This window comes from Synechococcus sp. H60.2, assembly GCF_047462315.1.
In the GTDB taxonomy this organism is placed as follows: Bacteria; Cyanobacteriota; Cyanobacteriia; order Thermostichales; family Thermostichaceae; genus Thermostichus.
Map to the genome: position 1 here is coordinate 1 of NZ_JANSIZ010000016.1, position 22,848 is coordinate 22,848.

The following is a 22,848-nucleotide window of genomic DNA, read 5'->3' on the forward strand; positions in this document are numbered from 1 at the left end:
CGTTCACCGCAGGGGATCCCGGGAAAGTCCTGCGCCTCCAGTTGCCGCAGACGGGCCAGGGTGGCTTTGAGGTGGGCCAGATCCCGCTTGTAGGCGGCGGCGCTGTAGCGCAGCTGAAAAGGCTGCTGCGGGTGTTGCACATACCAAAAGGTCAGTTGCACCTGCTCCGGCTGGAAGGGGACTTCCAGGGGCAGTTGATCGGCCACCCCACACAGCAGCAGCGGGTAGAGGCGCACCTGCCAGTCCTGGGCCAACTGTTCGTCAGGCGGGCGCTGCCGCTCCGTCTTCCAATCCACAATCTGCAGGGATCCCGGGGCAATCACCAGCCGATCCAGGCGGGCAGTGAGGTTGAACCCCTCCATGCGCTGCCAGAGGGGCAATTCGGCCAACACCCGCCCCTGCGGATGAGCATGAGGACTGGCCAAGAACACCTGCCACCACTGGCGTACTGTCTCGTCCAAACCAGACAAGCGCGGCTCCACCTGCCGCCCGCGGCTGTACCACTCCACCAGGCGGTGGAACTGCTGGCCTCGCCGTTGTTCTGCTTCGTGCTCAAAGGCATTGGCTGCAGGCCAGAGAAGCCGCTCTAGGTACACGTAGCAAAACAAGCGGGGGCAGTAGTCCAATAGCGATAGAGCCGAAGCCGAGAGGTTGACCTGCTCAAGCCCCAACCTCAGCGAGGAGAGAGCGGAAGGGATCCCGGACATGGATCAAGACGAGAAGTTCATGACGATTCTAGGGGACTGCAATTGGGTCGGCTGCCAGGACAAAGAATGGCCTCTAGAAAGGGATAGAATTAAACTCAGGCTGGCGCTAGAGGTTTTGGTTTTTGGCCGCTAGCGCCTGAGCTTTGGCAAACCGTCTTGAGAGCGAGGAAAAGGCCGTGGAGCTAGCTGAGATCGAGGAGTTGATGAACAAAGCAGTGCAGGCCACCCAGCGCTCCTTTAACACGGTGCGCACCGGGCGGGCCAATGCCAGCCTGCTGGATCGCGTTCAAGTAGAGTACTACGGCGTTCCCACTCCCCTGAAGGCGCTAGCCAGCATTACCACTCCAGATGCCAGCACTCTCTTGATCCAGCCTTTTGATCCCTCGACCCTGGCGGCAATTGAGCGGGCCATCGTCGCCTCCGACCTGGGCCTAACCCCCAGCAACGACGGCAAGGTGGTGCGCCTCAACATCCCTCCTCTAACAGAAGAGCGCCGCAAAGAGCTGAGCAAACAGGTGGCCAAGCTGGCCGAAGAGGGCCGGGTCTCTATTCGCAACATTCGCCGCGACGCCATTGACGCGGTGCGCAAGCAGGAGAAAAACGGCGAGATCTCCGAAGACGAGTCCAAGGGTCGCCAAGAAGAGATCCAAAAATTGACCGACCGCTACGTCAAGAAGATTGACGAGCTGCTGGCAGAGAAAGAAAAGGAACTAACTACGCTCTAGGGCTTGCAGCAGCGCTTTCCCTCGATCCCTGCGGCCGGGGTTTTGGCCTCCGTCAGGATGGAGGGGGAGGGCGGGCTTGTAGCATGAATCTTATCCTGTGTCATCAAGCGGCAGATTTTGACACCCTGGGGGCGGCGGTGGGCGCAGCTCGGCTCTATCCGGGTGCTCGTATTGCCTTGACCGGCGGATCCCTGCCGGGGGTGCAGGAGTTCTTGGCCCTCTACCGGGACGAGTTTCCCCTCATCGAGCTGCGCTCGGTGGATCCCCGCCAGGTGCAGCGCTGGATCCTGGTAGATTGCCACGATCCGGATCGCCTGGGCAAGGCCGCTGCATGGTTGAGCGCACCCGGGACGCAGATCGAGATCTTTGACCACCATGTCGGGGATCCGCCAACCCCGCCCGAGCGCCTGTGGCCCCAGCAGCAAGTTAGCGCTCACATTGAGGCGGTGGGATCCACCTGTACCCTCCTAGTGGAGCGGCTGCAGGCAGCTGGGATCCGCCTCAGCCCCTTTGAGCGGCTGGCCCTGGCTTTGGGCATCCACATGGACACGGGATCCCTGACCTTCCCGGAAACCACGGCCCGTGACGCTGCCGCCCTCACCTGGCTGTTGCAGCAGGGGGTAAACCTGGTGTTGTTGCGGCGCTTCTTGGGGGATGGCCTTACCCCCTTGATGCAGGAGCTGCTGAGTCAGGGGTTGGCCCAGATGCAGGTGGAGGAGGTGGGGGAGTACCGCCTGGGAACATGGCTCCTAGAGCTGCCGGAGTTTGTGCCCGGCTTGGCCGGCCTGGTGATGCGGCTGATGGAGCTGACAGGGGTGGATGTGCTGCTCTTGGTGGCACGGCAAGGGGAGCGGCTCAGCCTCATTGGGCGGGCGCGGCAGGAGTTTGCCCAACTGGGTCAGGTGATGGCCCGCTACGGCGGCGGAGGCCACGACTGCGCGGCAGCAGCTACCCTAAAAGCCTCCCCAGACCAGCCCTTGCCCGATCCAGCCCAGGTGCTGGCCGACCTCATCCAGGCAGTTAGAGAGCGGATCCCGCCGCCGGTGACGGCTAAGGATTTGATGTCCTCACCGGTGCGCACCATTCGGCCCGAGGTTACCATCCAGGAGGCGCAGCGGGTGCTGCTGCGCTACGGCCACTCTGGCCTGGTGGTGGTGGACGCCCAGGGGCACCTGGTGGGGGTCATCTCGCGGCGGGACATTGACATTGCCCTGCACCACGGCTTTGGCCATGCCCCCGTCAAGGGCTACATGACCACGGATGTCAAGACCCTCTCCCCTGACACTCCGCTGGCGGAGATCCAGCGGCTGATGGTGCAGTGGGACATTGGTCGGCTGCCGGTGCTTCAGGATGGCCAATTGGTGGGCATTGTTACCCGCACCGACGTGTTGCGGCACCTGCACCAGTTGCCGGCCCTCTCCCCTCGCCTAGCTGTTCCTGCCCTCTCCTGTCCTCTGGATCTCACCTTTGCTGCTCTCTCGCCGCGGCACCGCCAGTTGCTAGAGGAAGCTGCCCGCCTTGCCGACGAAAAGGGTCTGCGGCTGTATCTAGTGGGGGGAGCGGTGCGGGATCTACTGCTGCACCAGTGGGGACGGCAGCCTTCCTCTCGCCTGGAGCGGCTAGATCTGGACTTGGTGGTGGACGGGCCTTACCCTGTGGCCGCCGATGGTACGGATCCGCCGGGCTGGGGGTTGATCTTGGGGAAGGCCCTCAAGCAGCACTTCCCCGAGGCGCGGTTGGAGATCCACGGCAAGTTCCAGACGGCAGCCCTGATCTGGCCAGGGGGCTTTTGTGTCGATATTGCCAGTGCCCGCACGGAGTTTTACCCCTACCCGGCTTCGCCACCTGAGGTGGCCATGGGATCCATCCAGCAAGATCTCTACCGGCGGGATTTTTCCATCAACGCCCTGGCCCTGCGCCTCAACGGCCCCCAGCGGGGTCAGTTGCTGGATTTTTTTGGCGGGCAAGCGGATTTGCAGCAGGGGATCATCCGCGCTCTCCACCCCAACAGCTTCATTGAGGATCCCACCCGCATCTACCGGGCGGTGCGCTTTGCTGTGCACCTGGGCTTTACGCTGGATCCGACCACCGAAGAGTGGATCCGCGCTGCTGTAGCCAGCGGCCTCCACGATGCCGTTGGCGGGGAGCGCCTCAAGCAGGAGCTGGCCTACATCCTCCGCTCCCAGGACTGGCCCTTGGCCTTTGAGCGGCTCTCGGCCTGGGGAGCCCTGCGCTGCATTCACCCCGATCTAACCTGGGAGCCTTCCCTGTGCCAGCGGCTGCAACGGGTTGGCCGCTGGGCCTATCACTTCCGCCGCCGCTACCCCGAGTTGGGATCCCAGGAAATCTGGCAACTGCGCCTGGAAGCTCTGCTTCTGGCGCTCCCCCAAGCGCCCCAGGTGGCAAGCCAGCTCCACCTCACCCAAGCAGGCATCGAACGCCTCAGCCATTTTCCCTCTTACCAAACCCTGCTGGCGCAACTGGCAAGCGGATCCCTATCCCCAGCTCAGGTGGTACAACGGCTGCAGAGGCTGCGCATCCCGGCGGTGATCCTGTTGGCGGGGCTCGCCGCTAAGCCGGCGCGGCGGCTGATCTGGCGCTACCTGCAGGAGTGGCATTGGGTGAAGCCGCTCCTCAACGGGCATGATTTGCGTTGCCTGGGCTACAAGCCGAGTCCTCTCTTTCAGGAGATTCTGGATCGCCTGCGCTGCCTCACCCTCAACGGCCAGCTCACCACTCGCGCTGAGGCAGAAGCCTGGCTGCGGGAACACTTCCCCTTGCCGCAAGCTCAGTCAAAGTAGCCAAAAGGGTAGAGGGGTTTCCATTTCTGGTAGGACGATCCCATTGCCAGATCGCTAGCCTAAGAGAAGGCTGTCTTGGAGGCATCCAATGCGGGTATTAAGACCTCGCTCTGCTGCCGAGGCAATCCCGCTGGTGGGCCCCGTCCCCTCTCAGAGAAGGAGTTGCTGCGCGGCCAGGCCGGTTGCCTTTGCTCTACTGGCCATCCTTGCCGCTGGGATGGGATCCCCTGCCCAAGCCCAAGACCTGGGTCGGCTGCTGATCCACGGCCTGCAATGGCTGCAGGTGAGCCAGATGAACGATGCCCAAGAGGTGAGCTTGGGCCGCCAGATCGACCAGCAACTGAAAGCCCGCGGACAGATTCGCGTCAGTGCAGATCCCTATTGGGTGGAGCGGGTGAATCGCATCGGCCAGCGGCTGGCCGCCCACAGCGAACGCCCCAACTTGCCCTATACCTTTCAGGTGGTGGAGGATCCAGACATCAACGCCTTTGCCACGATGGGCGGTTTTGTTTACATCACCACTGGCGCCCTGGAAGCTGCCGACAACGACGACCAAATTGCCGCTGTCTTGGGCCACGAAATCGCCCATATCAGCGAACGTCACGGCCTTCAACAACTGCAGCAGGCTGCCGCCGCCCGCTTTGGCGCCCAATTGCTGGGACTCGATGACAACACCTTGGCTGCCCTAGCCCTGGAGCTGGGAGTACGCCGACCGCAAAGCCGCGAAAACGAGTTTGTCGCCGACGAAAAAGGTCTGTGGGCCACCTATCGCGCCGGCTTCGATCCCAGGGGCATGTCGCAATTTTTGGCCAAGTTGCAATTCCGTCCATCCCTGCCGGACTTCTTGCGTACCCATCCCCCCATCGCGGAGCGCATCGCCCGCCTCAACCAGCTTATCGCTGAGCACAGCATGGTCAGCCCTGCCGCCTATGGCTCCGGCGGCTCCACTTGGCCTTCGCAATCTCTCCCCCAAACCCAGCGCCCCGAAATTGAGATTCTGCCGCTGCTGCCGGTTTTGCCCTGAGTAGCCCGCTGGGATCCGTTTTTCCCCGTAGGGTGGAGATCGACACCTGGTGGGGAATGCTTCGCACCGCTGGCGCGAGCAGTAGGCAAGGGTAGTCTTGTAAGCTGAGAAAGAGCTCCCCACCTGCCCTGTACGCAGTTCATCTAAAGTGGGCCGTAGGACTGGCTAATCTAGAAGGCATGCGAAAAACGTCAAGCACCAGAACGTGCCACACTGGATCCCATCTCTTCAACAGCGGCGCCCATGGATCCCTGTCTAATCCCTGTCAAGCTTCCCCACAGCTCCTACGACATTCTCATCCAGTCCCCCGCAGGTTCCGGCGGCCACAGCCTCAGCCAGTTGGGATCCCAGATGGGAGCTTTGGGGCTAGCCGGCAAGGTGCTGGTGGTGAGCCATCCGGGTATTGCCAAGCATTTTGCCGAAAAGTTGATGCAAGGGTTGCAACAAGCCGGGTTTGCCGCTCATCTTTTTCTGTTGCCCGCCGGCGAGCGCTACAAGACCCTGCGCTCCGTGGCCAAGATCTACGATGCTGCCTTGAGCTTTGGCCTGGAGCGCTCTTCCACCCTCGTGGCCCTGGGAGGCGGGGTAATCGGGGATATGGTGGGGTTTGCTGCCGCCACCTGGCTGCGCGGGATCCCTTGGGTGCAGGTGCCCACCTCGCTTTTGGCCATGGTGGATGCGGCCATTGGCGGCAAGACCGGGGTCAACCATCCCGGCGGGAAAAACCTAATTGGGGCCTTCTACCAGCCGCGCCTGGTGTGGATTGATCCAACGGTGTTGCAGACCCTGCCCCGGCGGGAATTTACCTCTGCCCTGGCGGAAGTGATCAAATACGGCGTCATCCAGGCTGCCGACCTGTTTGAGTTTTTGCAAGACCGGCCCAAGCTGAGCCGCTATGCCGACTTTGCTCCCGCAGATCTGCACTATCTGCTGCGCCGCTGTGCCGAGTGCAAAGCCTGGGTGGTACAACAAGACGAACGAGAGGGGGGCCTGCGGGCCATCCTCAACTACGGCCACACCCTCGGCCATGCCCTGGAAACTGTTACCGGCTACCGCCGCTACCTGCACGGGGAGGCGGTTGCCATTGGCATGGTGGCTGCGGGGGAGATCGCCCGTCGCCTGGGGTGGTGGAGCGCGACTGAGGCCGAGCGGCAGCGACGCCTTATCGAAAGGGCAGGGCTGCCCAGCCACTGGCCCGCCGGGATCCCTTGGGAGGCGGTGCTGCAGGCGCTGCAGGCAGACAAAAAAGTCAAGCAAGGGCGGATCCGCTTCGTTCTGCCCCGCCGGATTGGCCAAGCGGAGCTGACCGATCAAGTCGAGCTGGCGGATGTGCAGGCCGCTCTGGCCGCAATGACAGCAACCTCTTGAACCCTAGAATTAGGAAGACCTGAGGACAAGAAAGCATGGGACGGCAACAACGGGTAGCCATCTTGGGGGCCACAGGAGCCGTAGGAATGGAGCTGCTAAAGCTGCTGGAAGAGCGCCGCTTTCCGGTGGCAGAGCTGAAGCTGTTGGCCTCGCCCCGCTCGGCGGGCACCCACTTGACCTTCAAGGGAGAACGGATCCCGGTGGAGCCGGTTGCAGAAGCGTCCTTTCGGGGTCTGGACCTGGTCTTGGCCTCTGCCGGGGCAAGTGTTTCCAAAACTTGGGCTAAGACCATCGTCGAGGCAGGGGCAGTGCTAATTGACAACTCCAGCGCCTTCCGCCTGGATCCCGATGTCCCCCTGGTGGTGCCGGAGGTCAACCCCCAGGAAGCCTTTCGCCACCAGGGGATCCTCGCCAACCCCAACTGCACCACCATCCTAATGTGCGTGGCCATCTACCCGCTGCATCGCCACATCCCGCTGCGCCGCGTGGTGGCTGCCACCTACCAGTCCGCTAGCGGGGCCGGGGCCCGCGCCATGGTGGAGCTGGAGGAGCAAACCCGCGCCTACCTGCAAGGCCAGCCGTTGCAGCCGCAGGTGTTCCCCTATCCCATTGCCTTCAACCTCTTCCTCCACAACAGCCCCCTGCAAGAAAACGGCTACTGCCAGGAAGAGATGAAGATGGTCAACGAGTCCCGCAAGATTATGGGATCCCCCCACCTACGGCTGACGGCTACCTGCGTGCGGGTACCGGTGCTGCGCACCCACGCCGAGGCCCTCAACCTGGAGTTCGAGCAGCCCTTCCCGGTGGAACAAGCCCGACAAATTCTGGCCCAGGCTCCGGGGGTGGTGCTTATCGAAGATTGGGAACGCAACCGCTTCCCCATGCCCATTGATGTAGCCGGCAAAGACGAAGTGGCCGTGGGCCGCCTCCGCCAGGACATCTCCGAGCCCAAAGCCCTAGAGCTGTGGCTGTGCGGGGATCAGATCCGTAAAGGAGCAGCCCTCAACGCCATTCAAATTGCCGAGCTGCTTTTGAATGGTGTTCCCACCCCCGGTAGCTGCGAGATTAGCTCCAGCACCGCAGGCAGCAGGTAAGGGAGGAGGTGCGCCAGGCCCTACTGTCAAAGACGGTGCTACTGGCAAGGTGTGGCTAAAGCTCACGCCGGTCAAGGGTATAGCGGCGTTGTTGGTGATGGTAAAGGTGAGCGTTCCAGTGCCGGTAACAGGGGCCGGGCCAATTGGTCCAAGCGGGTTAGGAGAAAAGGCCATGGTAAAGGTGGGAGCTGGCACCGTTACCGTCAGGTTGATAGCAGCAGCGGTAGCATTGGGCGCCTGGTTGCTGCTGAGGACTACCGCTGGACTGGTCAGGGATCCCGCTGTGGTGGCCGTAACTTGAAGGTCTAGGCTGATGGTGCAACTGGCGTTAGCTGCTAACGAACCGTTGACCAGCAAGATGGAATTTGCCCCTGGCGGAGCGGCCACCGTCCCGCCGCAGCCGTTGTTCAAGTTATTGGGAGTGGCGACAATTCAGCCGGCAGGTAGCAGATCGGAGAAAGAGAGGCCGGTCAGCGGCAGGGCGGCTGTGTTGGTAATTGTGTAGGTCAGGGTTGTTTTGGCGGTGGGGCCGGCAGCCACCGAGGTGGGGCTAAATGCCTTGGCAAAAGTCGGGGCAGTCAGAGCCAGTGTTGGTGTGGGTGTTGGCGTGGGTGTCGGCAATATCGTCGTTCCGCTGCTTCCGCCGCCGCAGCAGCCGGCTAGCCCCAAGCAAACTCCTCCCAGACTACAAGAGTGGCAATCGCTGTTTTCCTCAGCTCAGTTCCAGAGGGCCTAGCACCAAGACGAGTTTATTGAAAGTGACGAAAAACATTGACACCCGGGTTGTCTGGTGCCTAGCAGGGTAACGAGCTCCAGAGCAGGGATCCCCAGCCTACGACGCTGGTGGGGAAGGTCGCAAGCTGTGCCTCAGCAGCCAAAGAACCATCTTCAGCCGTCGAGGAAAAAGAGCCGGTGGATGGGAATTAACCAGAAAAAGGGGAAAATTAAGAGGCATTGGGCCTTGGCGGAGAGTAGCTTGTGCATCCAATTGCAATGGGATCCCTGGCCAGCTTTGTGGCCGGATTAGCAACGGGGCTGGGGGCTTTGCCGGCGCTGTTTCTCCCCTCGCTCTCGGCGAGGGTGCAAGGGATCCTGCTGGGGTTTGGGGGTGGGGTGATGTTGGCCGCCACCTCGTTTTCGCTGCTGGTACCGGGCACCGAGGCGGCGCTGGCACTCGGATATTCCCAGTTGGGGGCGGCCGTGGTGATGGTGGCGGGCCTGTTGCTGGGGGCGATCTTCCTGGAGAGTGCCCACCAGTTTCTTCCCCACGAGCACTTCTTTAAAGGGATCGAAGGGGAGAACCGCGCCCATCTAAAGCGGATCTGGCTTTTTATCATCGCCATTGCCCTGCACAACTTCCCAGAAGGCCTGGCGGTGGGGGTGGGGTTTGCCACCGGCCAAGTCGGCGATGGGTTGGTGCTGGCACTGGGGATCGGCCTGCAGAACATGCCGGAAGGGCTGGTGGTGGCCTTGTCGCTGGCAGGCCAGGGGTACTCGCGGCTATTTGCTTTTGCCATTGCCCTGCTGACCGGGCTGGTGGAGCCCATCGGCGGCATCGTGGGAGCGACAGTGGTTTCTCTGGCGCAGTCCTTGTTGCCCTGGGGCATGGCCTTTGCCGCCGGGGCAATGTTGTTTGTGATCTCAGATGAGATCATCCCTGAGTCGCATCGGCAGGGGCTGGAGCGGGAGGGCACCTTTGGCGTTCTCAGTGGGTTTGTGGTGATGCTGCTGCTGGATATTGCTCTGGGTTAAAAAGGGATCCTGTCCTGACCTGGGTCAAGTCTTGAGGCGAGGTTTTGATGCTGAGCAACGAGCCTTTTCTGTGGCGGGGATCAAGGGAGCACGCCTGCCTGCTGCTCCATGGGTTGGGGGGTGGCGTCTACGAGTTGCAGTGGCTGGCGGAGCGGTTGCTGGCAGCCGGCCTGACAGTGCAGGGGTTTAACTACCCTGGCCACGAGCGTCCAGCACCCCGCATGCCCCCTTCCCGCTGGACCGACTGGTACGGGCGGGTTTTGGAACATTACCTAGCCCTGCGGCAGGAGTACCCGCGTGTTTCGCTGGTGGGGTTTTCCACCGGCTGCCTGTTGGCGCTGCACCTGGCCTTTGCCCATCCTGTCCACAAATTGGTGCTGCTGGCGCCGTTTTTTGCCATTCGCCACCACTGGTACTATCTCTTTCGCCCGGAGCAGTACCTCAACAGCCTGGGCTGGCTCTTGGAAGATGTCCCTCGCTTTCGCCTAGCGATTCGGGATGGCGATGTCCGCGCTTTGGCAGAAAAAGTGGCCTATTTTCGCAGCTTCAATCTGACGGCAGTGCGCAGCGCCCTTGAGCTCATCGAGCGGGTCAAGGGGGAGGTGGCCAGTGTCCAGGTTCCCACCCTCATCCTGCAGCCGCGCCAAGATACGGTGGTGGATCCTGAACAAGCAGCGTGGCTTTATCAAGAACTGGGATCCGCCCAGAAGAGCCTGCATTGGCTGGAGCACTCCGACCACATTCTCACGTTGGACTGTGAGCGGGAGACGGTGTTTGCCCAAGTCTGCGCTTTTCTCACCCAGGATCCCGCTCCAGCCGGATCAGCGTAACCCGTTGCCAGGCGCCACGCTCGTCGTAGTCGCGCACCAAGTGCAGCAGGTGGCGGCCTTCCGGCCCTTCCGGAAACCAGCCTAGGCTGACGGAAAAGCGGCGATCCCGATGCAGGGTGGGGATGGGCAAGGGATCCGGCCCGCCAATCCACAGCCCCCCCGGCAAGGGATCCCAGGGGCTGGTCCAGTCTGGTTCTGAGAGATCGACGTTGGTTTCGCTGAGCAGGCTGTCAGTGGCAGAAAAGCTCTGGGCGATCCCCCGCCATCGCCCTTGCAGGGCCAGGCCTAGTTGCGCCTTGGTAAGTGAGGGAAAGTCGGCAGCAAGATCCAGCGCTTGGCCGCGCCGCTCCAAGATGACGGTCACCCCCACCAAGCGGCCCTGGGCGTCCCACTGTTGCACCAGCCGCGCCTTGCGATCCCCCCAGAGGAAGCCCTGCTCGACAGCAAAATCGCCAAATGGCGCCAGTTGCAGCCGCCCGTTGGAAAAGGAGCCATCGGGGAAAAAGCGCAAGCCGGGCGAGAAATCCTGATAAACCCAGCTCTGGTGGCTTTCGGGGGTAGGGGATCCCTCTAGGGGGTAGTAGGCATTGGTTTGGCGGATCCCGCCCAAATCCAAAGCTTCAAAGGTGATGAGGCTGCGCTTTTGGCCCGCCAGCTCCCAGCCATGAGCCGTGGGTCGGTAGTTGGAAAAGAGGCCCTGCCATGTTCCTAGGTGCAAAGCTAGACACTGTCTCTGGGTTTTCATAAAGCGATGGAACTGTTGCGGACGGGGAAGAATCCCCGGGGGAGTACTCTCTCTTTGGCTCGCCGCTTGCCTATGGTTTGGCTAGCTCTGGAGTGGGTGGCAACCCCCAGGGGCTCCTTCGAAGCAACCATTGCGGGGTACTGGCCCTCTAACCAGTTTCCTTAAAGGAGCCTAGAATCCGTACTTCTGGCTCCAGAAGTATTGACCACTGCTGATAAACCTTTTCCTGCGCCAGGCGAATCAGGCGATAGATGTCGCTGGCGCTGGCCTGGCCACAGTTGAGGATGAAGTTGGCATGGCGCTCGGAGATCTGGGCCCCGCCAATCCGGTAGCCCTTTAGACCGGCCTGCTCAATTAACCAGCCGGCAGGGTAGGTTTCGGGGTTGCGAAAGACGCTGCCACAACTGGGCAGATGATAGGGCTGAGAGCTGAGACGCTGGTTGAGGTTGCGCTGGGTTTCCCACTGCACCTGGGCTGGATCCCGGCCTGGGATCAACTGCAAGGTTGCCCCTATAACCGTCCAGGGCAAGTCTTGCAGGCGAGAGCGGCGGTAGCCAAATTGCAAGGCAGCAGGTTCCAAGCGGCAGGGCTTCTGGTCTTCATCCAAAATCTGCACTTCCACCAGCACATCCGCCATGGCGCGCCCATGGGCGCCGGCATTCATCACCACCGCTCCCCCCAGCGTGCCTGGGATCCCGATGGCCCATTCCAAGCCGCTCCAGCCCCGCTTGGCAGCTACCCGCGCTAGGTTGACCAAAGGTTCTCCGGCAGCGGCCCAGATCCTTCCCCCCTCCAACAGTTGCAGCCCGCGCAAACGCCGGGTGTGGACAACCAGCCCCCTCAACCCCGCATCGCTGATGAGCAGGTTGCTACCTGCCCCCAACAGGGTGACAGGGATCCCTTCGGCCCGCGCCCAGGCCAAACACTGCTGCAGCTCCAGGTTGCTGCCGGGCTCACAATACCACTCCGCCTTGCCACCCACGCGGAAGGTGGTCAGAGGAGCCAACGGGATCCCCGCTTGCATCCGCCCAGAAAGCCGGGCAACGCAGGAGGCATTGGGCACGCAGGGAGCTGTAGTCATGATGCCAATACCTCAGAAGCCCCCATCTCCCCGATCCCATTCTCCGCTTGCCCCGGCAATTTTTCCTCCAAGTCTGCCAGAGCCTGCTCCCCCACCTGAGCCGCATAGGCCCGCATCGTAGCGGCTATCTGCTGATTGAGATCGCCTGCGCCCAAAAAAATGGCGAGATCTCCAGGCTGCAAAACAGAGGCCAACACCTGCGGCAATTCCCGCAAAGAAGACACATAGCGCACCTGGGGATGGTGCTCCGCCACCGCCACAGCCAACCGCAAGCTGTCAGAACGCTCCGGCGCCGGCTCTCCGGCCCCGTATGTGGGCACGATCACCACCACATCTGCATTCTCGAAGCAGCGGGCAAAATCTTGGAACAAGGCGGCCAAGCGGCTGTGGCGATGGGGCTGAAACACCGCCACCACCCGCCGCTGCTGCAGATGGGCCGCCCGCAGCGTGGCGCGAACCTCGCTGGGATGGTGGGCATAGTCATCGATAAAGGTGACCCCGCCCACCTCGCCCTTGGCTTCAAAGCGGCGCTGCACCCCCCGAAACTGGGCCAGAGCAGAGGCAATCACGGGGAACTCCAAGCCCAACTGCCTCCCGACGGCAACGGCGGCCAAAGCGTTGCTGAGGTTGTGGGATCCCAGCACCTGCAGGCGGAGCTGGCCGAGGAGGGATCCCTTCTCCCAGATCTCGGCGGAGGTAAAGTCCGCGGCATAGACGATCTCGCGCGCCTGGTAGTGGGCTTGGGGATGGCCGGCCAGGCTGTAGCCAATGTCCACCGCCAGGTGGGTGGCCACGTTGGGGCAATCTAGGCAAGCCACCAGGGTTTGGCTCTGCTGCCCGTACTGCTGAAAGGCCCGGATTACCTGCTCCAGATTGGCATAGTGATCCGGGTGATCTAGCTCAATGTTGGTGATCACGCCAATCTTGGGGTAAAGCCGCACCAGGGATCCATCCGACTCATCCACCTCCGCCACCAAATATTCCCCCTGGCCCAGACGGGCGTTGCCATCCCAGGCATCCATCTCCCCACCGATAATCAAGGTGGGATCCCAGCCCGCGGCCAGCAGCACATAGCCAATCATGCTGCTGGTGGTGGTTTTGCCATGGGTGCCTGCTACACCAATGCTGGGGCGATGGTTAAACAAGGCGGCCAGTAAATCGGCTCGATGCCAAACCTTTAATCCCTTGTCTAGAGCCGCTGCCAATTCCGGGTTGCTGGGACGGATGGCGCTGGAATAGACCACCTGGGGATCCCCGGCCAAACCCTCTAGAGTGTGGCCCTGAATAAAGCGTACCCCCAAGGCTTCCAGGCGACGGGTACGGCCATTGGCGGCAATATCTGAGCCGGAAACGCGAAACCCCTGCTTGGCCAAAATGTAGGCTAGGGCCGACATCCCCACTCCGCCGATCCCAACAAAGTGGTAAGCCGGCAGTAGCGGCTTTAACGGATCCAAATTTTTGGCAGGCAGAGATGGAGAACGAGCTGGCGCCGGCACAACGGGATCTTCCCCTGCAACTGTTTCCACCATCGCAACTCCACCTCACTCCTCGCACCACACCTAGAAATTGGCACCTGCAGAAGGGCCCCGAACAGGCCAGATCATATCAGGAATCCCTTGGGTTAGGTAGCCGACGGAGGCCGACAACCGAAGATCAGCCGAAGAAAAACAAGTACCCGAAAAATAAACACATGAGAAAAACCTGGACATCCTCGCCCCATAAACTTTACATTTATTAAAGAATTGCAACTGTAACGACCGTCCCCAACCGCAAAACTAAACGGGCAGGGAACGATGAATCAGCGGCTACTCTGGTCTATTGCGGGAGCTGGATTGCTGGCCGGAGCCGGGCTGGCCTGGCTGGGACTGAGCCAGCAGGCGGCCACCCAATCCGTATCAGAAGCAAATGCAGAGGCAACGGAGGAAACGCGGCTACCTCCCCGTATTGGCGCCCTGGGTCGCCTGGAGCCGGAAGGAGAAGTGGTGCGGGTGGCCGGCCCCCCGGGAGAGCGGTTAGGAGAGCTGTTGGTAGCTGAAGGGGATCGCGTGGTAGCAGGCCAAGTGTTGGCGCGACTGGAAAACTATGGCGAGCGCCTGGCGGAGCGGGAGTATGCTGCTGCCCAACTGCAAGAAGCCCGCGCCCGACTAGAGGCCGAGACCCGCTTTGGCCAAGCCCAAGTTGAAGAGGCGCGCACCCGCCTCAACCGTCTAGACGAACCGCAACAGTTGCAGATCCGATCCCAGGAAGCGGTGGTGGAGCGCCTTCGGGCGGAGCTGGCCGATGCTGAGGCCAACCTGGCTCGCTTTCAGACCCTGTGGCAGGAGGGGGCTATCTCCCAGCAGGAGCTAGACCAGAAGGCTCTGCTGGTGCGGCAACGGCAGGAGGACTTGCGGGCCGCTGAGGCCACTCTGGATCAACTGCGCCTGGCCCGCGAGCGGGATCTGCGCAACGCCCAAGCCCAGGTGCAAGCCGCTGAAGCAGGGCTGAGGCGGGCCCAAGCGCAAGTGCAACTGGGATCCCTGGCCCGCAACCTGGAGCTGGCAGAAGCCCGCCTGGAGCGCACCCTCATCCGCGCCCCCCGGGCCGGCCAGGTGCTCAAGATCCACACCCATCCTGGGGAAGTTATCGCTGCCGACAAAGGGATCCTCGAGCTGGGCAACACCGACCAGATGATGGTGGTGGCGGAGGTCTACGAAACCGACATCCTGCGGGTGCGGCCCGGACAACGGGCCACCATCAGCAACCGCGCGCTGCCAGAAACGCTGCAGGGCCGGGTCGAGCGCCTGGGCCTGCAAATCGGCAAGAAAGATGTGCTCAACACCGACCCCGCCGCCGATGTGGATGCGCGTGTGGTGGAGGTGTATATCCGCCTGGATCCGGAAAGCAGCGCCCGCGTGGCTGGCCTGACCAACCTGCAAGTAGATGTGGCCATCGAGGTCGAGGGGTAGGGGGGGGGACGATGTCCGGCTTGTTCAGCGTAGCGTTTATCGGGCGCCGCATCCCGTTGGCCTGGCTGCAGTTGACGCGGGAGAAGATCCGCCTGCTGGTGGCCCTGGCGGGCATTGCCTTTGCCTGCATCCTTATGTTCATGCAGTTGGGCTTCCAAGACAGCCTGCTGGAGAGCGCCATCCGCTTCCACGTCGCCCTCAAGGGGGAGATCTTCCTGGTCAGCCCCCAGTCCAACGCCCTCATTGCCATGAACACCTTTTCCCAGCGGCGGCTGTACCAGGCACTGGGCTTTGAGGGGGTACGGGCCATCTCGCCCGTCTATGTGGGCTTTGCCCTCTGGAAAAACCCCCAGACCCGCCGCACCCGCAGCATCTTTGTGGTGGGGGTGGATCCCTCTGCCGACCTGCTGGAGTTGCCGGAGCTGACCCCCGACAAGTTGGAGGAGATCAAGAAGGCGGACGTGGTGCTCTTCGACCGCCGCTCCCGCAGCGAGTTTGGCCCCATCCCGGAATGGTTTGAGTCCGGTCGAGAGGTCTTTACCGAGGTGGGGAACCGCCGCGTCCAGGTGGGGGGTCTGTTTGAGATGGGGGCTACCTTTGGCGCCGACGGCACCATCCTCACCAGCGACCTCAACTTCCTGCGCATTTTTCCCCAGCGGGAGCGCGGCCTCGTGGATATCGGTGTGGTGCAACTGCAGCCGGGGGTGGATCCCCAGCTGTTGGTGCAGCAGATGCGGGCTTTGCTGCCGGAGGATGTGCGGGTGCTGTCGCGGGCAGAGTTTATCGATATGGAGCAAAGCTACTGGGAGGAGGGCACGGCCATCGGCTTTATTTTCGGCCTGGGGGTGGCCATGGGTTTCATCGTCGGCATTGTGATTGTCTATCAGATCCTCTATACCGATGTGTCGGATCACCTGGCAGAATATGCCACCCTTAAGGCCATGGGCTACACGGATACTTACTTGCTGGGGGTGGTGTTTCAAGAAGCTATTTTGCTGGCCGGTCTGGGATATATTCCCGCTTTTGCCCTGGCGGTTTTGCTCTACGATTTGACGGCCAATGCCACGTTGCTGCCAATTGCCATGACCTTCAGCCGGGCGGTGCTGGTGCTGCTCCTGACGGTGAGCATGTGCTTTATCTCAGGGGCCATTGCCGTGCGGCGGCTGCGGGCAGCCGATCCCGCCGATATCTTCTAAAGTTTTGGCAAGGCGTTGCATGGGGGAGGGGGGAATGGATTGTTGAATGGCTTGAACTCAACTGCCCAAAAGCTTCTGGGATCCCTTTAAAGGCCTTCGGCCAAAGGTTTCTGGATGGTTCAATCGCGGCAGTTCCCACGATGGCCCACGATAAGTTGTCAACCCAAGTTGTTTGAGATTTTGAGTTCCCTATGCGGCCTTTCCTTCTCGATCAAGCCGCCCTCGCCTCCACCCAAAATGCCGTTGAGCCGGTGGTCAAAGCCGAAGGGGTGAACCACTACTTTGGCGAGGGATCCCTGCGCAAGCAAGTGCTTTTTGACATCAACTTCGTTTTGCAGCCGGGGGAGATCGTGTTGTTGACCGGCCCCTCCGGCTCCGGCAAGACCACGCTGCTCACGCTCCTGGGGGCTTTGCGCTCGGTGCAGGAGGGCAGCTTGCGGGTGTTGGGGCAGGAGCTGCGGGGCGCCCAGCCCAACACCCTCATCCAGATCCGCCGCCAGGTGGGGTACATCTTCCAGGCCCACAACCTGCTGCGCTCCCTGACGGCAGCTCAAAATGTGCGTATGGCTCTGGAGCTGCACAACGGCCTTTCCGCCCAGGAAGCCCAAGAGCGGGCGGAAGCGATGCTGGCGGCGGTGGGTCTCGAGGATCGCGTCCACTACTACCCCGAACAACTTTCGGGTGGGCAGAAGCAGCGGGTGGCCATTGCGCGGGCCCTGGTCAGCCACCCCAAACTGGTGCTGGCCGACGAGCCGACGGCAGCCCTGGACAGCAAGTCGGGCCGCGAGGTGGTGACCCTGATGGAGAAGTTGGCGCGGGAGCAGGGCTGCACCATCCTGATGGTGACCCACGACAACCGCATCCTCGACATCGCCGACCGGGTGCTGCACATGGAGGATGGACGGCTGGAGAGCCAGCCCCTTGCCTAGTTTGCCCCGTTGGAGGCGTGGCGGCGGTACCAGTCGATGGTGCGCTGCAGCCCTTCCCGCAGCCCCACCTTGGCCACAAAACCAATCCTCTCACGGGCCTTGGAGACGTCCAGGCAGCGGCGCGGCTGGCCGTTGGGCTTGTCCGTTTGCCAGCGGATCTCGCCGCGAAACTCCATCAGCTCGCAGATGAGGGCAATGAGATCCCGAATGGAGATCTCCTCTCCGGTGCCCAGGTTCAGGGGCTCGGAGCTATTGTAGAGCTGGGTGGCCAGGAGAATGCCGCGGGCGGCATCTTCGGCGTAGAAAAACTCGCGGGTGGGGCTGCCATCTCCCCACACCTCCACGTAGTTCTGGCCCCGCTGTTGGGCTTCATGCACCTTGCGGATCAAGGCCGGGATCACGTGGGAAGTTTTGAGATCGAAGTTGTCCATGGGGCCGTAGAGGTTCACCAGCAGGAGGTAGATGCCGTTGAAGCCATATTGCTGCCGGTAGGCCTGCAGTTGCACCAGCAGGGCTTTCTTGGCGATGCCGTAGGGGGCGTTGGTCTCCTCCGGGTAGCCATTCCAGAGATCCTCTTCCTTGAAGGGGACGGGGGTGAACTTGGGATAAGCGCAAATGGTGCCCACGCAGACAAACTTCTCCACCCCGGCTAGATAAGCGGCGTGGATGAGCTGGGATCCCATGATCAGGTTGTCGTAGAAGAGCTCCGCCGGCTTGGCCTGGTTGAGGCCGATGCCGCCCACATGGGCCGCCAAATGGATGACGACATCTTGCCCCTGCACCACCTCTTGGCAGACTTCCCAGCAGCGCAGGTCGTGGGTGCGGGAGCGCGGGATCCGCACCTGCTCCGGCTTCACCCCCAGCACTTGCAACTGCTGCAGCACATGTTTGCCCAAAAAGCCGCTTCCCCCCGTGAGCAAGATGCGCTTTTGGCTGAGATCGATGGCAGTAGACAAGCTGTTGGGCATCATGGTGAGTGCGGAAAATCCCCGGCTTCCATTATGGGGCAGAGGGGCTGCTCCTCTCCTAACTGCTCGAGCTTGCAGGTTTCTTCCCTCCCTTTTCCAGCTCTGCCTGCAGCCGCTTCTGGGCCGCCTGTAGGGCTTGCGCCAGTTTCTCGGGCTGCTTGCCACCGGCCTGGGCCAAGTTGGGCCGCCCACCCCCACCACCGCCAGCGAGTTTGGCAATCTCGCCGATAAAGGAGCCCGCCTTGAGGCCAAGTTGCTGCACCGCCGGGCTAAAGGCGGCCACCAGGCTGACCTTGCCGGCTTCCGGCACCGATCCCAGCACCACTGCCCCTTCCCCTAGCCGCTGCAGCAGGTGCTCGGCGGCGGTTTTAAGCGCCTCAGGAGGAGTGGATCCCAATTCCGCCACCAAGATCCTGAGGTTCCCAACCGATACTGCCTGGGGCAAGAGCTGCTCTGCCTGGAGCAGGGCCAGCTGGCTGCGGGCCTCCTCAAGCGCCTTCTGGGTAGCCCTCAGCTCCGCCTGTAAAGCCGCTACCCGCTCTGGGATCTCCTGCGGCTTGGCCTTGAATTGGGCGCTCAGCTCCCGCACGACGCTATCCCGCTCGTTTAGGTATTCCAGCACCGCTGGCCCCGCTACAGCCTCGATGCGGCGGATCCCGGCGGCTACCCCACTCTCGGAGATGATCTTGAACAGGCCGATCTCGGCAGTGTTGCTGACGTGGGTGCCGCCACAAAGCTCCATCGACACCCCCGGAAAGTCAACCACGCGCACCTCGGCACCGTATTTTTCCCCAAACATGGCCACCGCCCCTCTGGCTTTGGCCTCTGCCAGGGGCAGAATGGCTACCTGAGCCGGATGGGCCTCAGCAATCCAGGTGTTGACCAGATCCTCAACCTGCTGCAGCTCTTCGGGGGTAAGGGGACGCGACAGGGTAAAGTCAAAGCGCAGCCGGTCAAAGGCCACCAGGGATCCCGCTTGGCTGATGGAGGGATCGACCACTTTCTTAAGGGCTGCCTGCAAGAGGTGGGTGGCTGTGTGGTGGGCCTGGGCGCGCCGCCGACAGGCCAGGTCAATCTGGGCCTGCACGGGATCCCCCACCCGCAGGATCCCCCGCTCCACCCGGCCTAAGTGGACAAACAGATCCCCCCGCTTTTGCACATCCTCCACCCGTACCAACACTCCGTCCCCGGCCAGGTAGCCGCGATCGCCAATTTGCCCCCCGGACTCCGCATAAAAAGGCGTGCGATCCAAAACCACCTGCACCACCTGCCCCGCCTCTACCTGAGGCACCGACTTCCCTTCCACCAGGAGCGCCTCCACCACGCCGCGGGCAGAGGACTGGTTGTAGCCGAGAAACTCCGTCTCGATTAAAAACTCAGCCAGCTCGTCCAGGGATCCCTGGGCCATGACGTCGAGGGTTTGGTGAGCGGCGCGGGCCCGCTGCCGCTGTTTTTCCATCTCTTGCTCAAAGCCCTGGACATCCACGCTAAAGCCGTGCTCCTGGGCAATTTCCTGGGTCAGCTCCAACGGGAAGCCGTAGGTGTCAAAGAGCTTGAAGGCGTCGACACCGGAGATCTGCTTTGGCGCGCCAGTGGCGGTGACGTTGGCAAACAGATCAAACAGCAGCCGCTCCCCCCGCTCCAGAGTCTTGAGAAACTGCTCCTCTTCCCGCTGCAGCTCGGCTTTGATCACCGCCTCCCGCTCCCGCACCTCGGGATAGGCCGCCTCCGCCAACTGGATGGCCGTCTCCACCACTGGCCAGGTAAAGGGCTCGCCGATCCCCAAGAGGCGCCCGTGGCGCACCATCCGCCGGATCAAGCGCCGCAGCACGTAGCCCCGATCCACATTCGAGGGGATTACCCCGTCGGCAATCAGATGCATCACCGCCCGCGCGTGATCCCCAATAACCTTGAGGGAGACTTTCTGCTCGGGGCTGGCCCGGAAGTAGTCCACCTGAGCGATCTCAGCCGCCTTCTGCACAATGGGGAAGATCAAATCTGTCTCATAGTTGTTGGGGACTCCCTGCAACACCTGAGCCAGCCGCTCCAGCCCCAGGCCAGTGTCGATGTTTTGCTTGGCCAAGGGAGTGAGGCGGCCCTCGCTGTCCCGGTTGAGCTCCATGAACACCAGATTGTAGATCTCCAGAAAGCGGGAGTCGTCCCCTAGGTCAATCTGCTCATCCCCTAGCTCCGGCTTGAAGTCGTAGTAGATCTCGGAGCAAGGGCCACAGGGGCCGGTGGGGCCGGCAGCCCAGAAGTTGTCCTCCTCCCCCATGCGCCGGATGCGGTGGGGCGGGATCCCAATCTCATTGCGCCAGAGGGCAAAGGCCTCCTCATCTTCTCGAAAGACGCTCACCACCAGGCGCTCCGGCGGCAGGCCAAACACCTCCGTCACCAGCTCCCAGGCCCAGGTGATGGCCTCTTTTTTGAAGTAGTCGCCGAAGCTGAAGTTGCCCAGCATCTCAAAAAAGGTGTGGTGGCGAGCCGTCCGTCCCACGTTCTCGATGTCGTTGGTGCGTACGCATTTCTGGGCAGTCGTGACCCGTGGGTACTCCGGATCCCGATGCCCCAGGAAGATGGGCTTGAAGGGTAGCATGCCGGCGATGGTCAGCAGCACCGTGGGATCCTCCGGCACCAAGGAGGCGCTGGGCAGTACCTGGTGGCCCCGCTGGGCGTAGAAGTCCAGAAAAGCCTGCCGGATGGCGGCACCGGAGAAGGATGGAGACATGGTCAAGGCGAAGAATAACTGTATTGATAATTCTAGGTTTTTTGCCGCTGGGGCAGTTGAACTCTTGAGGTCTGGATTTTGTCGGCACCGCCCGCCAAAGCAGAAAAATCTAAGCGATTTCTCCGATTGAGCCCGCGTGGGCAAACGCTAGGATCAGCCTGTTGGAGCCAGATGTACAAGATTTTTCTCCCCTTGGTCTAGGCTAGATGTATCTCTGGCAACGCGCTTGCCCGCCCATCAGCCTCGTCTCGGTTACCTAGCCGTCAGTCGGTAGCGCTTGGAGGGGTATGCCCACCTGCTATTGTCTCAATCCTGACTGTCTGCAGCCAGAAAATCCACCGGATGCCTCCACCTGTGCCTCCTGTGGCCAGCCGCTGCTGGTGCGCAATCGCTACCGGGCCTTCAAGCGTCTGGGGCAGGGGGGATTTGGCGCCACCTTCTTGGCCCGCGATGAGGACATGCCCTCCAAGCCCTGGCGGGTGATCAAGCAGTTGCGCCCGGCTGAAAATTCGCCCCAACTGGCCAGGCTGGCGGAGGAACTGTTTAACCGCGAGGCTGAGGTGTTGGAGCGCCTGGGGGAGCATTCGCAAATCCCCAAGCTCTACGCCCACTTCCAAGAAGGCGGCCAATTCTACTTGGTGCAGGAGTTTATCGAGGGGATCACGCTTTCTCAGGAGATGCGGCGCAATGGGCCTTTCTCCGAAGAACAAGCCCGGCAAGTGATGCAGGAGGTGCTGCTGATCCTCAACTATGTCCACAGCCAGAACACCGTCCACCGCGATATCAAGCCGGCTAACCTGATTCGCCGCAAAGAAGATGGCCGCCTGGTGCTAATCGACTTTGGGGCGGTGAAGCAGCTTGGGCCGGGCCACAAGTCGTCGGAGGAGGGAACGGCGATTCGCTCCCTGGGCTTTTCTCCGCCGGAGCAGATGGCTGGCCAGGCGGTGGGCCCCGCCAGCGATCTCTACGCGCTGGCCGCCACTTGCATCAATTTGATGACTCTGGAGTCGCCGGCCAAGTTTTACGACCACAACACCGGCCAATGGGATTGGTCGGATCGCCTGCAGCTCAGCCCTGAGTTCGACGCCATTTTGCGCCGCATGCTGCAGCCGGCCATCAGCCAGCGCTTTGCCACGGCTACCGAGGTGCTGCGGGCTCTGCAAGGGATCCCGGTGCAGGAGGGCCCCCTTTCCTCGCCGGTTCTCTTGCCCAGTTCTCCGTTGACTGCCGATTCCAGCCCGTTGCTGATCTCCGACCAGTGGGCCAAACGCCGTTCAACCGCTCTCCCCCTGGCCCGAACAGATGGGTTCTCGCCTGCGCCGCTCCCTCGGTCCGGTGCGGGAGGCATGCTGCCCGTGGGAGCGGTTCCCACCGGTTTTACCCAACTGGGCCAAGCCAGCCGCATCACTGGCAGCGGGCAGATCAAGCCAGCCACCCCGCCGCGGATCCCGTCTTTGGCGGGGGCGGATCTGCGGGGCAAGTCTTTCGCCAACCAGAACTTAGCCGGTTATGACTTGCGCTGCGCCGATCTGCGGGGGGCCGATTTTTCAGGGGCCAATTTGCAGGGAGCCGATCTGCGCGGGATCCGCTTCAACACACCGCAACCCCGCTGGCTGCGCTTTTTGAGCCGGCTCCTCGGCTCGGCCAAGACCCTGGGAGGGATCCTAGCAGGCCTGGGAGGGCTCTTGGGAGCTGGGAGCCTGGCGTTTTTGCTCGTCCACCTCACCACGCGCAATGTGGTTTATGCCTTGGGAGCGGCTGGGATTGCTTTGGTGGTAGCCGGGTCGGTGCTCTGGTCTGCAGGCGGCAGGACTTCCCTGCCACGCCAAGCTGAAGAAAAGGGCAAGCGCTTCACCAGCTTTTACAAAGCGGATCTGCGAGGGGCGCAGATGGATAGGAAGCTGCGGGAGTTCGCCCGCCGCCAGGGTGCCATCGTGAGCTAGAGCGGATCC

General features: G+C 62.1%; 18 protein-coding genes. 11 read left to right on the forward strand and 7 right to left on the reverse strand.

Going from position 1 to position 22,848, the window contains the following annotated elements; all coding sequences use genetic code 11:
• Window positions 1-707, reverse strand: a 707-nt coding sequence (locus NW845_RS04075; RefSeq protein ID WP_414376977.1) for a PD-(D/E)XK nuclease family protein, incomplete at its 3' end; no start/stop codon positions are given.
• 176 nt (window positions 708-883) lie between these two features.
• Between NW845_RS04075 and frr the strand changes: the two genes are divergently transcribed.
• From frr to NW845_RS04100, 5 genes are all read left to right on the forward strand, one after another.
• Window positions 884-1,432: a ribosome recycling factor gene (gene frr, locus NW845_RS04080; protein WP_414363962.1), complete on the forward strand. Its 549-nt coding sequence runs from the start codon at window positions 884-886 to the stop codon at window positions 1,430-1,432.
• Window positions 1,433-1,515: 83 nt separating this feature from the next.
• Window positions 1,516-4,233 (forward strand): CBS domain-containing protein, encoded by a 2,718-nt coding sequence (locus NW845_RS04085; protein WP_414376979.1) that lies wholly within the window; start codon window positions 1,516-1,518, stop codon window positions 4,231-4,233.
• A gap of 88 nt (window positions 4,234-4,321) precedes the next feature.
• Window positions 4,322-5,257, forward strand: coding sequence for a M48 family metallopeptidase (locus tag NW845_RS04090; RefSeq protein ID WP_414376981.1), 936 nt, complete (start codon window positions 4,322-4,324; stop codon window positions 5,255-5,257).
• A gap of 243 nt (window positions 5,258-5,500) precedes the next feature.
• Entirely contained in the window at window positions 5,501-6,625 is a 1,125-nt protein-coding gene (gene aroB / locus NW845_RS04095) for a 3-dehydroquinate synthase (RefSeq protein ID WP_414376983.1), read from the forward strand.
• A 35-nt stretch (window positions 6,626-6,660) separates the two neighbouring features.
• Window positions 6,661-7,719: an aspartate-semialdehyde dehydrogenase gene (locus NW845_RS04100; protein ID WP_414376985.1), complete on the forward strand. Its 1,059-nt coding sequence runs from the start codon at window positions 6,661-6,663 to the stop codon at window positions 7,717-7,719.
• Window positions 7,720-8,151: 432 nt separating this feature from the next.
• Here NW845_RS04100 and NW845_RS04105 read toward each other — a convergent pair whose 3' ends face one another.
• Window positions 8,152-8,340: a hypothetical protein gene (locus NW845_RS04105; RefSeq protein WP_414376987.1), complete on the reverse strand. Its 189-nt coding sequence runs from the start codon at window positions 8,338-8,340 to the stop codon at window positions 8,152-8,154.
• A 357-nt stretch (window positions 8,341-8,697) separates the two neighbouring features.
• Here NW845_RS04105 and NW845_RS04110 point away from each other — a divergent pair, with 357 nt between their 5' ends.
• Together NW845_RS04110 and NW845_RS04115 are read left to right on the forward strand one after the other, a co-directional pair.
• A complete protein-coding gene (locus NW845_RS04110; RefSeq protein ID WP_414376988.1) occupies window positions 8,698-9,471 on the forward strand; it encodes a ZIP family metal transporter in 774 nt (257 codons plus the stop codon).
• A 47-nt stretch (window positions 9,472-9,518) separates the two neighbouring features.
• Entirely contained in the window at window positions 9,519-10,301 is a 783-nt protein-coding gene (locus NW845_RS04115; RefSeq protein ID WP_414376990.1) for an alpha/beta hydrolase, read from the forward strand.
• Here the strand turns inward: NW845_RS04115 and NW845_RS04120 are convergent.
• The 3 genes from NW845_RS04120 to murC all read right to left on the reverse strand — a co-directional run bounded on the left by NW845_RS04120 (window position 10,267) and on the right by murC (window position 13,656).
• A complete protein-coding gene (locus NW845_RS04120) occupies window positions 10,267-11,046 on the reverse strand; it encodes a DUF3598 family protein (protein ID WP_414376992.1) in 780 nt (259 codons plus the stop codon). The genes NW845_RS04115 and NW845_RS04120 overlap by 35 nt on opposite strands.
• A gap of 148 nt (window positions 11,047-11,194) precedes the next feature.
• Window positions 11,195-12,127, reverse strand: a complete 933-nt coding sequence (murB, locus tag NW845_RS04125) for a UDP-N-acetylmuramate dehydrogenase (RefSeq protein WP_414376994.1) — start codon at window positions 12,125-12,127, stop codon at window positions 11,195-11,197.
• Window positions 12,124-13,656, reverse strand: coding sequence for a UDP-N-acetylmuramate--L-alanine ligase (gene murC, locus NW845_RS04130; protein ID WP_414376996.1), 1,533 nt, complete (start codon window positions 13,654-13,656; stop codon window positions 12,124-12,126). Before murC ends, murB begins: the two co-directional genes overlap by 4 nt.
• A gap of 264 nt (window positions 13,657-13,920) precedes the next feature.
• Between murC and NW845_RS04135 the strand changes: the two genes are divergently transcribed.
• From NW845_RS04135 to NW845_RS04145, 3 genes are all read left to right on the forward strand, one after another.
• Complete coding sequence (locus tag NW845_RS04135; RefSeq protein WP_414371883.1) at window positions 13,921-15,075, forward strand: ABC exporter membrane fusion protein; 1,155 nt, start codon at window positions 13,921-13,923, stop codon at window positions 15,073-15,075.
• 11 nt (window positions 15,076-15,086) lie between these two features.
• Complete coding sequence (devC, locus tag NW845_RS04140) at window positions 15,087-16,271, forward strand: ABC transporter permease DevC (protein WP_414376998.1); 1,185 nt, start codon at window positions 15,087-15,089, stop codon at window positions 16,269-16,271.
• Window positions 16,272-16,462: 191 nt separating this feature from the next.
• Entirely contained in the window at window positions 16,463-17,200 is a 738-nt protein-coding gene (locus NW845_RS04145; RefSeq protein WP_414377000.1) for a DevA family ABC transporter ATP-binding protein, read from the forward strand.
• Here NW845_RS04145 and NW845_RS04150 read toward each other — a convergent pair.
• Together NW845_RS04150 and alaS are read right to left on the reverse strand one after the other, a co-directional pair.
• On the reverse strand, window positions 17,197-18,171 hold the full coding sequence (locus tag NW845_RS04150) for a GDP-L-fucose synthase family protein (RefSeq protein WP_414377002.1): 975 nt from the start codon (window positions 18,169-18,171) through the stop codon (window positions 17,197-17,199). The two genes, NW845_RS04145 and NW845_RS04150, sit on opposite strands and share 4 nt — an antisense overlap.
• Before the next feature lie 55 nt (window positions 18,172-18,226).
• Window positions 18,227-20,896, reverse strand: a complete 2,670-nt coding sequence (gene alaS / locus NW845_RS04155; RefSeq protein WP_414377005.1) for an alanine--tRNA ligase — start codon at window positions 20,894-20,896, stop codon at window positions 18,227-18,229.
• 287 nt (window positions 20,897-21,183) lie between these two features.
• Between alaS and NW845_RS04160 the strand changes: the two genes are divergently transcribed.
• Window positions 21,184-22,839 carry a protein kinase domain-containing protein gene (locus NW845_RS04160; RefSeq protein ID WP_414363977.1) on the forward strand — a complete coding sequence of 552 codons (1,656 nt, stop codon included), beginning with the start codon at window positions 21,184-21,186 and terminating at the stop codon, window positions 22,837-22,839.
• The last annotated feature ends 9 nt before the right edge of the window (window positions 22,840-22,848 follow it).

Excerpts from the sequence above, each read along its gene's own strand:
- NW845_RS04085 (WP_414376979.1), top strand. The coding sequence starts at position 1,516 with ATGAATCTTATCCTGTGTCATCAAGCGGCAGATTTTGACACCCTGGGG.
- NW845_RS04090 (WP_414376981.1), top strand. The coding sequence starts at position 4,322 with ATGCGGGTATTAAGACCTCGCTCTGCTGCCGAGGCAATCCCGCTGGTG.
- aroB (WP_414376983.1), top strand. The coding sequence starts at position 5,501 with ATGGATCCCTGTCTAATCCCTGTCAAGCTTCCCCACAGCTCCTACGAC.
- NW845_RS04100 (WP_414376985.1), top strand. The coding sequence starts at position 6,661 with ATGGGACGGCAACAACGGGTAGCCATCTTGGGGGCCACAGGAGCCGTA.
- NW845_RS04115 (WP_414376990.1), top strand. The coding sequence starts at position 9,519 with ATGCTGAGCAACGAGCCTTTTCTGTGGCGGGGATCAAGGGAGCACGCC.
- NW845_RS04120 (WP_414376992.1), bottom strand. The coding sequence starts at position 11,046 with ATGAAAACCCAGAGACAGTGTCTAGCTTTGCACCTAGGAACATGGCAG.
- murB (WP_414376994.1), bottom strand. The coding sequence starts at position 12,127 with ATGACTACAGCTCCCTGCGTGCCCAATGCCTCCTGCGTTGCCCGGCTT.
- murC (WP_414376996.1), bottom strand. The coding sequence starts at position 13,656 with ATGGTGGAAACAGTTGCAGGGGAAGATCCCGTTGTGCCGGCGCCAGCT.
- NW845_RS04135 (WP_414371883.1), top strand. The coding sequence starts at position 13,921 with ATGAATCAGCGGCTACTCTGGTCTATTGCGGGAGCTGGATTGCTGGCC.
- devC (WP_414376998.1), top strand. The coding sequence starts at position 15,087 with ATGTCCGGCTTGTTCAGCGTAGCGTTTATCGGGCGCCGCATCCCGTTG.
- NW845_RS04145 (WP_414377000.1), top strand. The coding sequence starts at position 16,463 with ATGCGGCCTTTCCTTCTCGATCAAGCCGCCCTCGCCTCCACCCAAAAT.
- NW845_RS04150 (WP_414377002.1), bottom strand. The coding sequence starts at position 18,171 with ATGATGCCCAACAGCTTGTCTACTGCCATCGATCTCAGCCAAAAGCGC.
- alaS (WP_414377005.1), bottom strand. The coding sequence starts at position 20,896 with ATGTCTCCATCCTTCTCCGGTGCCGCCATCCGGCAGGCTTTTCTGGAC.
- NW845_RS04160 (WP_414363977.1), top strand. The coding sequence starts at position 21,184 with ATGCCCACCTGCTATTGTCTCAATCCTGACTGTCTGCAGCCAGAAAAT.